Annotated in this window: 9 protein-coding genes and 1 riboswitch; of the genes, 2 read left to right on the top strand and 7 right to left on the bottom strand. The window is 67.8% G+C overall.

What is annotated here, in order from left to right; translation table 11 throughout:
* Window positions 1-6: 6 nt before the first annotated feature.
* From nrdR to ACSFA5_RS09975, 3 genes are all read right to left on the bottom strand, one after another.
* Window positions 7-450, bottom strand: coding sequence for a transcriptional regulator NrdR (gene nrdR, locus ACSFA5_RS09965; protein ID WP_435435811.1), 444 nt, complete (start codon window positions 448-450; stop codon window positions 7-9).
* A 21-nt stretch (window positions 451-471) separates the two neighbouring features.
* A complete protein-coding gene (gene glyA, locus ACSFA5_RS09970) occupies window positions 472-1,716 on the bottom strand; it encodes a serine hydroxymethyltransferase (RefSeq protein ID WP_435443853.1) in 1,245 nt (414 codons plus the stop codon).
* A 41-nt stretch (window positions 1,717-1,757) separates the two neighbouring features.
* A riboswitch (ZMP/ZTP riboswitch) is annotated at window positions 1,758-1,883 on the bottom strand.
* Window positions 1,884-1,915: 32 nt separating this feature from the next.
* Window positions 1,916-2,755, bottom strand: a complete 840-nt coding sequence (locus tag ACSFA5_RS09975) for a lytic transglycosylase domain-containing protein (RefSeq protein WP_435443854.1) — start codon at window positions 2,753-2,755, stop codon at window positions 1,916-1,918.
* A gap of 597 nt (window positions 2,756-3,352) precedes the next feature.
* On the opposite strand from ACSFA5_RS09975, the gene ACSFA5_RS09980 reads away from it, so the two are divergent.
* Together ACSFA5_RS09980 and ACSFA5_RS09985 are read left to right on the top strand one after the other, a co-directional pair.
* Window positions 3,353-7,198, top strand: coding sequence for a DUF748 domain-containing protein (locus ACSFA5_RS09980; RefSeq protein ID WP_435443855.1), 3,846 nt, complete (start codon window positions 3,353-3,355; stop codon window positions 7,196-7,198).
* A gap of 199 nt (window positions 7,199-7,397) precedes the next feature.
* Window positions 7,398-10,268, top strand: coding sequence for a DUF349 domain-containing protein (locus ACSFA5_RS09985; RefSeq protein WP_435443856.1), 2,871 nt, complete (start codon window positions 7,398-7,400; stop codon window positions 10,266-10,268).
* A gap of 138 nt (window positions 10,269-10,406) precedes the next feature.
* Here ACSFA5_RS09985 and ACSFA5_RS09990 read toward each other — a convergent pair whose 3' ends face one another.
* The 4 genes from ACSFA5_RS09990 to ACSFA5_RS10005 are packed head-to-tail and all read right to left on the bottom strand — an operon-like array spanning window position 10,407 to window position 13,155.
* Window positions 10,407-11,198 (bottom strand): M90 family metallopeptidase, encoded by a 792-nt coding sequence (locus ACSFA5_RS09990; RefSeq protein ID WP_435443857.1) that lies wholly within the window; start codon window positions 11,196-11,198, stop codon window positions 10,407-10,409.
* Between the two features lie 17 nt (window positions 11,199-11,215).
* Window positions 11,216-11,992 carry a UDP-2,3-diacylglucosamine diphosphatase gene (locus ACSFA5_RS09995; RefSeq protein WP_435443858.1) on the bottom strand — a complete coding sequence of 259 codons (777 nt, stop codon included), beginning with the start codon at window positions 11,990-11,992 and terminating at the stop codon, window positions 11,216-11,218.
* A gap of 19 nt (window positions 11,993-12,011) precedes the next feature.
* Window positions 12,012-12,524 (bottom strand): peptidylprolyl isomerase, encoded by a 513-nt coding sequence (locus ACSFA5_RS10000; RefSeq protein ID WP_435443859.1) that lies wholly within the window; start codon window positions 12,522-12,524, stop codon window positions 12,012-12,014.
* Between the two features lie 25 nt (window positions 12,525-12,549).
* On the bottom strand, window positions 12,550-13,155 hold the full coding sequence (locus ACSFA5_RS10005; RefSeq protein ID WP_435443860.1) for a peptidylprolyl isomerase: 606 nt from the start codon (window positions 13,153-13,155) through the stop codon (window positions 12,550-12,552).
* Between the last annotated feature and the right edge of the window lie 34 nt (window positions 13,156-13,189).

The raw sequence follows: 13,189 nt of genomic DNA on the forward strand, positions 1-13,189 counted from the left end.
CGGACGTCAGATGTCGCGCAGCAACTGCCTGAACTCGTCCACGTCCTCGAAGCTGCGGTAGACCGAGGCAAAGCGCACGTAGGCGACCTTGTCGAGCTTCTTGAGTTCGCGCATCACGAGTTCGCCAACCTTGGTCGACTCGATTTCGCGCAGGCCGCTGGCCAGCAGCTTCTGCTCGATGCGCAGCAGGGCGTTGTCGATCTGCTCGATGCTCACAGGCCGCTTGCGCAGCGCCAGCATCATCGAGGCGCGCACCTTGGCCGAATCGAAGTCTGCGCGGCTGCCGTCCTTCTTCACGACGACCGGAAAATTGACGTCGGGCCGCTCGTAGGTGGTGAAGCGCTTGTCGCAGGCGCCGCACTGGCGGCGCCTGCGAACGAAGTCGGCGTCTTCCGACACGCGGGTCTCGACGACCTGCGTTTCAAGATGACCGCAAAAAGGGCATTTCATGCGGTCACGCCGTCCGGTCGATCAGCGGTAGACAGGGAAGCGGCTCGTCAGCGCGTGCACCTTGGCGCGCACCGCGTCGATGTTCGCCGCGTCGCGCGGGTTCTCGAGCACGTCGGCAATCAGGTTGGCGGTGGCGCGGGCCTCTTCGTCCTTGAAACCGCGCGTGGTCATGGCGGGGGTGCCGATGCGCACGCCGCTGGTGACCATCGGCTTTTCCGGGTCGTTGGGGATCGCGTTCTTGTTGATCGTCATGTGGGCGGCGCCCAGCACGGCTTCGGCTTCCTTGCCGGTGATGCCCTTGGCGCGCAGGTCGACCAGCATCACGTGGCTTTCGGTGCGTCCGCTCACGATGCGCAGGCCGCGCTGGGTGAGGGTGTCGGCCACGATCTGCGCGTTCTTGACCACCTGTTGCTGGTAGGTCTTGAACTCGGGCGCCATGGCTTCCTTGAACGCGACAGCCTTGGCGGCGATCACGTGCATCAGCGGGCCGCCTTGCAGACCGGGGAAGATGGCGCTGTTGATGGCCTTCTCGTGCTGCGACTTCATCAGGATGATGCCGCCGCGCGGGCCGCGCAGGCTCTTGTGGGTTGTGGAGGTGACGATGTCGGCGTGCGGAACCGGGTTGGGGTACACGCCCGCGGCCACGAGGCCGGCGTAGTGGGCGATGTCGACCATGAAGATCGCGCCCACATCCTTGGCCACCTTGGCGAAGCGTTCGAAGTCGATGCGCAGCGAATAGGCCGAGGCACCCGCGATGATCAGCTTGGGCATGTGCTCGTGCGCCTTGCGTTCCATCGCGTCGTAGTCGATGGCTTCGTTGGCGTCCAGGCCGTAGCTCACCACATTGAACCACTTGCCGCTCATGTTCAGCGGCATGCCGTGGGTCAGGTGGCCGCCTTCGGCCAGGCTCATGCCCATGATGGTGTCGCCGGGCTTGAGGAAAGCCAGCATCACGGCTTCGTTGGCCGAGGCGCCGCAATGCGGCTGCACGTTGGCGGCGTCGGCACCGAAGAGCTGCTTGACGCGGTCGATGGCCAGCTGCTCGGCCACGTCGACGTGCTCGCAGCCGCCGTAGTAGCGCTTGCCCGGGTAGCCTTCGGCGTACTTGTTGGTGAGCTGCGAGCCCTGGGCCGCCATGACGGCGGGCGAGGCGTAGTTCTCGCTGGCGATCAGCTCGATGTGATGTTCCTGGCGCGCGTTTTCGGCTTGAATTGCGGCCCAGATTTCGGGATCGGTCTGTTCGACCAGGATATTGCGTTGGTACATGGCAGTCCTTTGAAGACGAGGTCCTTGTTCTTCAACCAAACAAGGGCTGCCCAGGCGAACGGCTGAACGCCCGATGTGCTCGGGCGGCACGCTTCCCAGTGGTATTCCACGTCAGCGCGGGGCACCTTGTTCGGGTGCTGCGCCTATCGCCAGTCGCGTACCGGTCGAGTGTAGCGCACCACACCCGGCCAGATGAATTTCAGGAGACGGAAGACAGCAGGGCCACCTTGGCAGGCTCGGCGCCTTCTTCAGGCTTGGCCGGTGCCACCACCGGAAGCGGCTGGGCACGCACACCCGGCGGCGTGACCGTGGTCGACGGCGCGCGGCCATTGGCAACCTGCACCAGGCGCTCGTGCTCGGCCATGACCTTGCCGGCGTAGCCACCGTCGTCCTCGAGGTTGGCCGCGCCCACGTAGTAGCGCAGGCCGCCCTCGAGCGAGCCGGCGCGGGCGATGCATTCCTGCAGCACCTTGACGCCCACGCGCATGTTGGTCACCGGGTCGAAGGCGGTGAGCGTGCCGCCCGCGCTTTCGTACTTGTCGCCGTGCACGCGGGTCATGACCTGCATCAGGCCCTGCGCGCCGACCTGGCTCTGGGCGAACGGATTGAAGCTGGACTCGACGGCCATGATCGCGAGGATCAGCGTCGGGTCGATCTTCGTGCGCTTGCCGATGCCGTAGGCCTCGGCCACCAGCACGCTCAGCGGCTCGGCGGCCACGCGGTACTTCTTGCTCAGCCAGTAAGCCACGGCGGCCTGCTGCTTGGGCAGGTCGCCGGGGCTCGCGGCCGTAGTCCGCTCGATGGCGGTCGGCTCCAGGTCGGTGGCTTCCGGCGCGGGCTTGCGCGATTGCAGCCAGCCCATCAGTTGCTCCTCGCCGGTCTGGCGCAGGTCGGGCCGCGCCACGAGGGCGAGGGCCGCGAACACGATGGCCAGGCCGACCAGTGCAAACCCGTTGTGGGTGATCTCAAAAAAGCCGTCTGCCACATCGGACACGAAGGTCCGTAGCCCGCGGGCTGTGGCATCGAACGCCTTGTTCATCGCTCTTCCTTTCTGTGCGGCACCCGAAACGCAACGCAGGTGAGGGCGAGCGGTGAAGGCAGCGGCGCTTGGATTGGTACGAATCAGGCTCCGCGCATGGAGTGAAGGGGGTTGGGGAGCGCGGTGGCCTGATCAAGCCGGTTGGGATTCGGCAGCGGATTCAGGGGGCTCCGCCGCGTCGGGCGGTCGGAGCAGGGCGGATTCTAGCGTGGCTAAATACCGGGTCAAGCATAAGGAATTGAATTGTTATGCTATTGAGTGCTTAGCAAGGCGATGGTTTCGAGGCGTTTCGGCTTAGGGGAAACCCCTTTGTAAAACGCGTTTGCAATCAAGGGGTGCGCCACCTAATCTGAACGGGCCCGAGATGTCGGGCGTTTTTCCGAGGTCCCGCAGCCCGAGGTGCAAGTCAAGGGCTCAGCGTCCAAGGAACCATGGTGGCAATCTCTTGCTGCCAGCACGGTGGGAACCATTGACTTCCTGTCGCGCGAATCGATGGCATGGGTCTTGTGCCCGCCATCAAGCCCGGGGACTGGACATTCAGTCGAGTCGCCGGGCTTTCTTGTTTCTGGGTGCACCTCTTTGCGGCACACTCCCGCGATGAATGCAGCTTCGATCAAACAAAACAAATGGGTGCGGCGTGGGATCGTCGCGTTGCTGGTTCTGCTGGCGTTCTGGGTCATTGCCTGGCTGGCCGTGCCCCCCATCGCCAAGAGCCAGATCCAGAAGATCGCGAGCGAGAAGCTTGGCCGGCAGGTCACCGTCGGCAAGATCGATTTCAAGCCCTGGACACTCGAGCTCACGCTGAACGACCTGCGCATCGCCACCGCCGACGGCAGCAAGGCGCAACTGGCCATTGCCCGCATCTACGCCGACGCCGAATTGCAGTCCATCTTTCGTCTTGCCCCGGTGATCGACACGGTCACCGTCGACGCGCCGGCCATCCTGCTCACGCACCTGGCCGACGGCAAGTACGACATCGACGACATCCTGGCCAAGCTCTCGGCCGGCCCGCCGTCCGACCCGAACGCCAAGCCCGCGCGCTTCGCCATCTACAACATCGCGATCAACGGCGGCTCGGTCGACTTCGACGACCAGACCGTCAAGCGCAAGCACGAGCTGCGCGACTTCGTGTTGAAGGTGCCGTTCCTGAGCAACCTCGATTCCAAGCGCGACATCAACACCGAACCCAAGCTGGCCTTCGTGCTCAACGGCAGCAAGTTCGACTCGGCCGCCTCCACCACGCCTTTCGCCGACAGCCGCAAGACCGACGCGCAGGTGCAGTTCAAGGGCCTCGACCTGGTGCCGTACCTGGGCTACATGCCGGGCGGCCTGCCGGTGCGCCTGCAGGCGGGCACCCTGGACGCCGACCTGAAGATCGCCTTCGAGCACGGCGCCACCAACGGCTTGAAGATCACCGGCACGGTCGAGGCGCACACCACCAAGGTGGCCGATGCGCGCGGGCGCGACCTGCTGGGTTTCGAGTCGCTCAAGCTGGTGCTGGCCGACGTGCGGCCGCTCGAATCGGTGTTCCATCTGGGCGAAATCGCCCTGGTCAATCCGCAGCTGGCGGTGGCACGCGATGCGGCCGGCCAGCTCAACCTGCTCGCGACCGACCCCACGACCGGAGCCACCGAGAAAGTCGCGCCCCTGCCTGCGGCCGCAGCCAGCGCGCCGGCGGGCAAGCCGGCTGAAAAGCCGGTGCTGAAGGTGCAGGTCGACAAGCTGGCCCTGAGCGGCGGGCGCATCGGCTGGCGCGACGAAACCGTCAAGCCCGCGGCCGCCATCGACATGACCGCGCTCGGCTTCGACGTCACCGGCGTCACCTGGCCGATGGAAAAACCGGCCGAGTTCAGCGGCAGCACCGCCATTGCCGGTGCCTCGCTCAAGTTCAAGGGTCGCGCCACCGACAAGGTGGCCGACGTGCAGACCGAGGTCGATGCGCTGCCGCTGTCGCTGGCCGCGCCCTACTTGGCGCAGAGCCTGGAGCCCACGCTGGACGGCAAGCTCAGCGGGCAGATCGACATTGCCTGGGCCCAGCCCAACCTGAAGTTCAAGGCACGCCGACTGTCCGCCGACGGCCTCGCGCTGACGCAGTCCAAGACGGCGCTTGCCAGCGTCGGGCGCTTCGAGCTGGTCGATGCAGAAGCCGACATGACGAAGCACACCTTGAACGTGGCCTCGTTCACCGCCACCAACCCCAAGGTGCGCATCGAGCGCGACAACGAGAAGCACTGGATGTTCGAGCGCTGGCTCAAGGCGCCGGCCGGCGCCGGCGGGGCGAAGGAAGCCGATGCCAAGGTCGCCGCGCCCAAGCCCGCCGCGGCCGAAACGCCGCAGCCCGGCGCCAACACAAAACCCTGGGCGCTGACCATCGGCACGCTGGCAGTCGACAACGGCAGCCTGTCTTACTCGGACAAGGCGAGCGCCACGCCGGTCGCTGTCGAAGTCACGGCGTTCAAGCTCAACGCCCAGAAGATCTCGCCGAACACCGACGTCGTCTCGCCGCTGCAGGTGTCGGGGCGCATCGGGTCCGCCGGCCGCGGGGCCGACCCGGGCCGCTTCGACTACAAGGGCAACATCGCGCTCAAGCCGCTGGCGGCCGAAGGCCGGCTCGAGGTGGCGTCGTTCCCGGCACATGCCTTCAAGGCCTACTACGCGGACGCACTCAACGTGGACATCCGCCGCGCCTTCGCGAGCTACCGCGGCACCGTGCGCTATGCCACCCTGCCGGCGGGCATGAGCATCAAGCTGGCCGGTGACACGGCGCTGGACGACTTCCGCGCCAACAGCGTGTCGCTCACGCAATCGCCAGGCTTCGACCGTGACACCAACCAGTTGCTGAGCTGGAAGACGCTGAGCCTGCGCGGCCTGCAGGTGAGCATGGCGCCCAACACGGCGCCGAGCGTCGATGTGCGCGAGACCACGCTGACCGACTTCTTCGCCCGCGTGATCGTCGATCCCACCGGCCGGCTCAACCTGCTGAACCTCACCAAGAAGGGCGAGGCTGCGGCCGACGCCGCGGCCGCGGCCACCACCGGCGACGCCAGCACCCGCAAGGGCCCGGGCGGCACGACCACCACGACCCGGGCGGCACCGGCCAGGACAGCGGGCGGCGCGCCGGTGTCGGCCGAGGCCATGGTGGGTGGCGCGCCCGAGCCCGCCAAACCGGCGGAAGCAGCCGCCACCAGCACGGCGCAAGCCGCACCGGCCGTGTCTGCTGCCGATGCCAGGCTCGCCCCTGTCATCAACTTCGGCCCGATGAGCCTGGTCAACGGCAAGATCGACTTCACCGACCTGTTCGTCAAGCCCAACTACTCGGCCGACCTGAGCGAGTTGACCGGCAAGCTCAGCTCGTTCTCGTCGAACCCGCCGAAGGGCGAGGGCGGCCGGCCCGCGCTGGCCGACCTTGAACTGCGCGGCAAGGCGCAGCAGACCGCCGCGCTGGAAATCACCGGCAAGCTGAACCCCTTGGTCAAGCCGATCGAGCTCGACATCACCGCGAAGATGCGCGATCTCGACCTGGCGCCGCTGTCGCCGTATTCGGTGCGCTACGCCGGCCACGGCATCGAGCGCGGCAAGATGAGCATGGACGTCAACTACAAGGTGGCGCCCGACGGTCGGCTCACGGCCACCAACAAGCTGGTGCTCAACCAGCTGCAGTTCGGCGACGAGGTCGCTGGCGCGCCCGCCAGCCTGCCGGTGCGCCTGGCCGTGGCCCTGCTGGCCGACCGCAACGGCGTGATCGACGTCGACCTGCCGCTCAGCGGCTCGCTCAACGACCCGCAGTTCAGCATCGGCCCTCTCATCTGGAAGGCGGTGGTCAACCTCATCGTCAAGGCCGTGACGGCGCCGTTCAGCCTGCTGACCGGCGGCCTGGGCGGCGGGAGCGGCGAGTCGAGCGCCATCACCTTCGAGCCCGGCGGCTCCGACCTGAGCCCCGCCGCGAAGGAAGGCCTCGACAAGGTCGCTAAGGCGCTGACCGACCGGCCCACGCTGCAGATGACGGTGGTCGGCACCTCCAACCTCGACAAGGAACGCGACGCCTACCAGCGCCAGCGCGTGCGCCAGCTGACCTATGCCGAGAAGCGCCGCGTGGCGGTGCGCGGCGGCCAGACGGGCACCGACATACCGCCAGTCACCGACGCCGAGTACCCCGAACTGCTGACGGCCGTGTACAAGCGCGCCGACATCACCAAGCCGCGCAACCTCGTCGGGCTGGCGAAAGACCTGCCCCTGAAGGACATGGAAAACCTGCTGTTCGCCAGCGTGCCGGTCGACGAGGAGTCGATGCGCCAGCTGGCGGTCGAGCGCGGCGCGGCCGTGCGCGACTACCTGCTCGCGAAGAAGGTGCCGAGCGAGCGGTTGTTCCTGGGTGCCGTGCGCACTTCGGCCGGCGGCAGCGACTGGAAGCCGGGCGCAGAACTCAGCCTGACAATGAAGTGAGGCGAAGCAAAAGGAAGGGACTTGGTTTTTTCCTCCGGCTTGCTATACATGTAGTCAGTTAATCTCCCCGCACACAACCCCGTGTTCGCCCTGTTTCAGGGCGAAATTCAGCGGCCAACCGCAAGTGGGTGAAAATGTCGATGCGCGCCGGCCTTTGCCGGCGCCTTCGCTTTCTCTACCCAGACAACGATTTCGCGCAGTGACCTCTACCTCTTCCAAGCCAAACGACCTTCAAGCCCTCGACACGCTCACCGGCGGCGCCTTCACCGCGCCTACCTCCGGGGAGCGTTCCGCGCGCATCCGCGACTGGCTCGCGGGCAACCCCGCGCCCGAGCAGATGCAGGAGGTCTTCAAGGAGCTGAGCGGTCGCGACAAGGGCGCCGCGCGCCTGCTGCGCGAAAAGCTCGACGAACTCAAGCGCGCCAAGGGCCAGGAGGCCATGGCCGTCGAATGGGCACAAAAGGCCGAGGCCCTGCTGGGCCAGTCCAAGCTCAACATCGCCGATGCACTGGCCTGGCAGCGCGACGCCGCCAAGGCCGGCGCGCCGCTGTCGCGCGAACCGCTGACCGGCCTGAAGGCCAGGCTGGCCGAGCGCGTGAAGGGCATCGAAGACCTGCAGCACCGCGCCCAGGTGCACCGCGAAGCGGCGGTGCTGCTGGCGCAGCGCTTCGAGGTGCTGTCCACCAAGGGCTGGCAGGACGCCCAGGGCGCCGAAGAATCGCTGCGCGCCGACGTGGCCCATTGGCAGCAGCAGGCCGCCGAGATCACGGCCGACGCCAACTGGACCAGCCTCGACGCCAAGTTCGCGCCGCAACTCGATGCCTCGAAGTCGCAACTGCTGGTGGTGTCCGATTCGTTCCATGGCGCACTGGCCCAGGCGATCGCGGCTGCCGCCGACGCCGCGGCCCCGCTGCCGCCGGTGCCCGTGTGGGCCGACGAGCTGCGCGCCGCGCGCGGCGAAGTCCTCGCCCCCAAGGCCGCCGCCGCGCCTGCACGCCCCGCCGCGCCCAAGGTCGACCCGGCCGTGCGTGCCGCCGCGCAAGACGCGGTGCAGGCTGCGCTCGCCAAGCTCGAACAGGAAACCGCCGAAGGCCACGGCAAGGCCAGCGCCGGTGCCGCCGCCGCGCTGCGCGCCGTGCTCAAGGAGCACGGCAAGATGGTCGACGCCGCACTCGAGGCCCGCGTGCATGCCGCGCTGGTCGCCGCCGGCGAACTCGAAGGCTGGCAGCGCTGGAGCGCCGACAAGGTCCGTGAAGACCTCGTCGCCAAGGCCGAAGGCTTGCTCAAGCGCCCCGAAGGCCAGGCCCTCGGCGGCCGCAAGATGCAGGAAACGCTGCGCGCCCTGCGCGACCAGTGGAAGCAGTCCGACCAGGGCGGCGTACCGAACCACGCGCTGTGGAAGCGCTTCGACGAAGCCTGCAACGAAGCCCACAAGGTGGTCGAGGCTTGGCTCGAAAAGGTCCGCGCCGATGCGGCCGAGCACCGCGCGCACCGCGTGGCGCTGATCGAAGAGGTCAAGGCCTGGGCCGCCGAACACGCCGCTGCCACCGACCTGAAGGCGCACAACCGCGCGCTGCACCAATTTGCCGACCGCTGGCGCGATGCCGGCCACGTGGGCGAGAAGCTGTTCGCCGAGCTGCAGCCGCAGTGGAACGAAGCCTTCGGCGCGGCCCGCGCACCGTTCGAAACGGCGCAGAAGGCCAGCGTCGAACGCCGCCAGGCCATGATCGCCGAGGCGGTGGAGCTCGGCGCCCAGCCCATGCTGCGCATCGACGCCGTCAAGGCGCTGCAACAACGCTGGCAGGCCGAGGCACAGGGTGTGCCGCTCGACCGCCGCCACGAACAGAAGCTGTGGGACGCCTTCCGCGCCCCCATCGACGAAGCGTTCAACCGCAAGACGGCCGAGCGCGAAAAGGCATCGTCGGCCATGAGCGATCACGACCGCTACGTGCTCGACGCCTCCAAGGCGCTCGACGCGGCCAACGCCGGTGGCGACGTGCAGAAGATCCGCACGGCCATCGCCCGCCTGGAAGGCGCGCTGCGCGGTGAGGCACCGCCGCCCGCACCGGCACCCGCGCCGAAGGCCGAACGTGCCGCTGCTTCGAGCGACGGTCCGTCGGTCGGCGCGACCGAGGTCGAGGCCCCGGGCCAGGCCGCTGCCGAGTTCGGTGAAAGCGCCGAGCAGGCGCCAAGCCCGAGCGACGCTGAAGCTTCGCCCGGCACGCACACGGATGCGGCAACCGCGGCTGTGGCCGATCTGGTGGCTCCCGCCGACGGCGCCGATGCGTCTGCCCGCGCAGATGAGTCGGCACACGAGGCCGGCGAACCCGCCGCAGTCGAAGCGCCTGCCGCTGCGCCGAAGCCCGCGCCCAAGCCCGTCGTGGCCATGCGCGGCGATGACCGCCCGAGCAGCAAGAAAAACGAATCGGCACCCGCGGCACGCGGCGCGGCGGGCCGCTTCGGCGACCGGCGCGACAGCGGCCGCCCCGGCCCTGGCGGCCCGGGTCGTCCCGGCGGCGATCGCGGTGCGCCGCGCCCCGACGCGCGTGGTGACCGCGGTGACCGTTTCGGCGATCGTCCGCCGCGCTTCGAAGACCGTGGTCCTCGCCTCGGCGACGCCGCCTTCCGCGCACAGCGCGAAGCGCTCGAACGTGCCGACATGGCGCTGCGCAAGCTGGCGGCGCAGGCCCACGGTGAAGCGCTGACCCAGGTGCTGGGCGCGTGGGAGCAGCGCGACGCCAGCCGCCTGCCGAGCGTGCAGGAACTGGGCCGCGCGGTGTCGCCGGCAGTGCGCACCGGCTGGTCGCAAGCGCTGGGCGCCGCGCCCTCGGCTGCCGCCAACGATGCCGCCGAAGCGCTGCTGCGCCTCGAAATGGCCGCAGAAGTGCCGACGCCCGCCGAACAGCTCGATGCGCGCCGCGCCCTGCAGCTCAAGCTGCTCACCAAGCGTGGCGACCCGGCACCGGGCCAGACCTGGGGCCAGGACGCCGGCAAGGTGCTGGCTGCGGCCCACGACGCCACCAGCGCGCGCCGCCTGCAGAACGCGCTGAAGGCATTGCTGCGCAAGTAAACAAGCCGGAACGCAACGGCCATGAAAAAGACGCCCCGAGGGGCGTCTTTTTTTGGGTTTAACGGGTTGATGGTCCGTTGATGGCCAAGGCTATTTTTCTATCAAATAAATAGCAAACAAATGAGATTGGACGTGCGTTCACGGCTTTTCAGGAAGAAAGAATTCGTCGAAAAGAGCCAGCACTTCGGGGAAGTCGCGCGCAAAGTTCGGGCGGCTCACGAAGTAGGCCTCGCAGGCCACCGCGAAGAACTCGCTGATCGATGTGGCGCCGTACGCGTCGAGCCACGGCGGCTCGGCGCCGAAGCGGTCCGCCATGATCGTTTGCTCCCGGAATCTCGCGTAGGCGGTCTGCAGCACCGACGCCCAGGCAGCGCGGGACTCGCGCGCGCTGCGCTGCCCCGCGAAGCCGGGTGGCAGCGGCGGGCAGCCGTTGGCGTCGCCGCTGCGCATGTCGATCTTGTGGGCGAATTCGTGAATCACCACGTTGTAGCCGCGCTCGGTGGTCACGCTGCTCGCCAGCACGTCGTCCCAGCTCAGCATGACCGGGCCGCGGTCCATGGCCTCGCCGGCCACCACCTCGCCGTACTCGTGCACCACCTGCGCGTCGTCGATCACCTTGCGCTGCGCCACCACCTCGGAGCGGTGCACCACGATGCCGACGAAATCGTCGTACCAGTTCAGCCCGCCCTTCAAGTGCAGCACGGGCAGCACGGCCTGCGCCGCGATGGCCAGCGCCACTTCGTTGGTGATGGTGAAGCCCTTGGCGCCGTGGAATTCCTTGTCGCGCAGGAACTCGGCCGTGAGGGTGCGCAGGCGTTGCCTCTCTGGCTCGGACAGGGCGCCCAGGAAGGCATAGCGCCTGAGCGCGGCCTGCCAGGCGGCCTCCGGGATCGGAGGCAGGGCGCGCAAACGGCGCAGCCACTTGAACATCGGCGGCGGCGGCGCGGCTAGCGCAGATCGACGCGCTGCGCGCCGGCGGTGGAAAGACAGAGCAGTTGCGCGCGCGGTGGATGCGCTGCAACGTCCCAATCGCTCAGCACGACGCGACGCAGGCCGTGGCCGAGGTCGTGGTCGGCGGGGCGGTGGGTGTGGCCGTGCACCAGCGTGTGGGCGCCGGCCTGCTGCAGCCAGCTGCGCGCGGCGTCGGTGTCGACGTCGGCCCAGATGGTCGAGGGGTTGCGCTTGCGGTCTTCGCTCTGCACGCGCATGGAACGCGCGAGTGCGCGGCGTTCTTCCAGCGGGCGCGCGAGGAACGTGGCCTGCCATCCGGGTGTGCGCACCTGTGCGCGGAACTGGAGGTACTCGGTGTCTTCCAGGCAGAGGATGTCGCCATGGCTCAGCAGCCAGCGCCGGCCGTGCAGCACCAGCACCGTGGGGTCGTCGAGCAGCGTGAAGCCGCATTGCGCCGCGAGCGCGGGGCCGACCAGGAAGTCGCGGTTGCCGTGCATGAAGAACACCGGCAGGCGCTGCGCCGTGCGGCGCAGCAGCTCGGCGCACTGCGCCTCGAAGCCGGGCTGGGCTGCGGAATCGTCGCCCACCCACACCTCGAACAGGTCGCCGAGGATGATCAGCGCATCGGCCGGCGTGGTCTGCAGGTAGCCCTGCCAGGCCTCGAAGGTGGCGGGCTCGCCGGCCTGCAGGTGCAGGTCGGAGATGAGGTCGACGGTGCGCCACGCGGGTGGCGCCACCAACTCGGTGAAAGCCGGGTTCGCCATGTCGGTCATGCCGAGCCGCCCCCGTTCGTCATTCGGCGATGACGACGGCCTTTTCGATCACCACGTCTTCGAGCGGCACGTCGTCGTGGAAGCCCTTGCGGCCCGTCTTCACGGACTTGATCTTGTCGACCACGTCGGTGCCGTTGATGACCTTGCCGAACACGGCATAGCCCCAGCCCTGCGCCGAGGGCGCGGTGTGGTTCAGGAAGCCGTTGTTGGAGATGTTGATGAAGAACTGCGCGGTGGCCGAATGGGGCGCGCTGGTGCGGGCCATGGCCACGGTGTAGTTGTCGTTCTTCAGGCCGTTGTTGGCTTCGTTCTCGATTTCGGCGCCGGTGGGCTTTTGCTGCATGCCGGGCTCGAAGCCGCCGCCTTGCACCATGAAGCCGGGAATCACGCGGTGGAACACCGTGTTGTCGTAGTGGCCCTTCTTCACGTAGGAGAGAAAGTTCTCGGCCGACTTCGGCGCTTTTTCAGCGTCGAGTTCGAGCGTGATCACGCCGTGGTTCTTGATGTGCAGTTCGACCTGGGGGTTGCTCATGAGGGACTCCTTCTTCGGAAAATGATCACTTCGCCAGCAGCGAAGCAGACTTGATGGTGATGGCTTCGAGGGGCACGTTCTGCATGCCGCCCTTGTTGCCGGTGGCCGCGCCGCGGATCTTGTCGACCACGTCGGTACCGGCCACGACCTTGCCGAACACCGTGTAGCCGTAGCCGTCCGGGTTGGGCGCATTCAGCGAGTCGTTGTTCTTCACGTTGATGAAGAACTGCGAGGTCGCGGAATCGGGGTTGCCTGTGCGGGCCATGGCAACGGTGTACTTGTCGTTCTTCAGGCCGTTGCTCGCTTCCAGCGGAACGGGCGCGCGCGTGGGCTTTTGCTGCATGTCGGCCGTGAAGCCGCCGCCCTGGATCATGAAGCCGTCGATGACGCGGTGGAACACCGTGCCGTCGTAGTGCTTGTCCTTGACGTACTGCAGGAAGTTCTCGACCGACTTGGGCGCCTTGGCCGCGTCGAGTTCGAGCACGATGTCGCCCGCCGAGGTGGCGAGCTTGACGCGCGGTGCGGCGGCCGTCTGTGCATGGCCCGTGGCGGCGAACGTGAGTGCGGCGGCCAGCACGAGCGCGCTGCGGCGGCTGAACAGGTTGAAACTGGAGGAGGCGTGGATCGTCAAGTGAGGCTCCGTGTGCGAATGAAGAGGCGAGGGC

The organism is Variovorax monticola (assembly GCF_051216855.1).
GTDB lineage: Bacteria > Pseudomonadota > Gammaproteobacteria > Burkholderiales > Burkholderiaceae_C > Variovorax.

Bases quoted from the DNA above. Each gene is read 5' to 3' on its own strand.
- ACSFA5_RS09995 (WP_435443858.1), bottom strand. From the start codon at position 11,992: ATGACCGACATGGCGAACCCGGCTTTCACCGAGTTGGTGGCGCCACCC.
- ACSFA5_RS09990 (WP_435443857.1), bottom strand. From the start codon at position 11,198: ATGTTCAAGTGGCTGCGCCGTTTGCGCGCCCTGCCTCCGATCCCGGAG.
- nrdR (WP_435435811.1), bottom strand. From the start codon at position 450: ATGAAATGCCCTTTTTGCGGTCATCTTGAAACGCAGGTCGTCGAGACC.
- glyA (WP_435443853.1), bottom strand. From the start codon at position 1,716: ATGTACCAACGCAATATCCTGGTCGAACAGACCGATCCCGAAATCTGG.
- ACSFA5_RS09975 (WP_435443854.1), bottom strand. From the start codon at position 2,755: ATGAACAAGGCGTTCGATGCCACAGCCCGCGGGCTACGGACCTTCGTG.
- ACSFA5_RS09980 (WP_435443855.1), top strand. From the start codon at position 3,353: ATGAATGCAGCTTCGATCAAACAAAACAAATGGGTGCGGCGTGGGATC.
- ACSFA5_RS10000 (WP_435443859.1), bottom strand. From the start codon at position 12,524: ATGAGCAACCCCCAGGTCGAACTGCACATCAAGAACCACGGCGTGATC.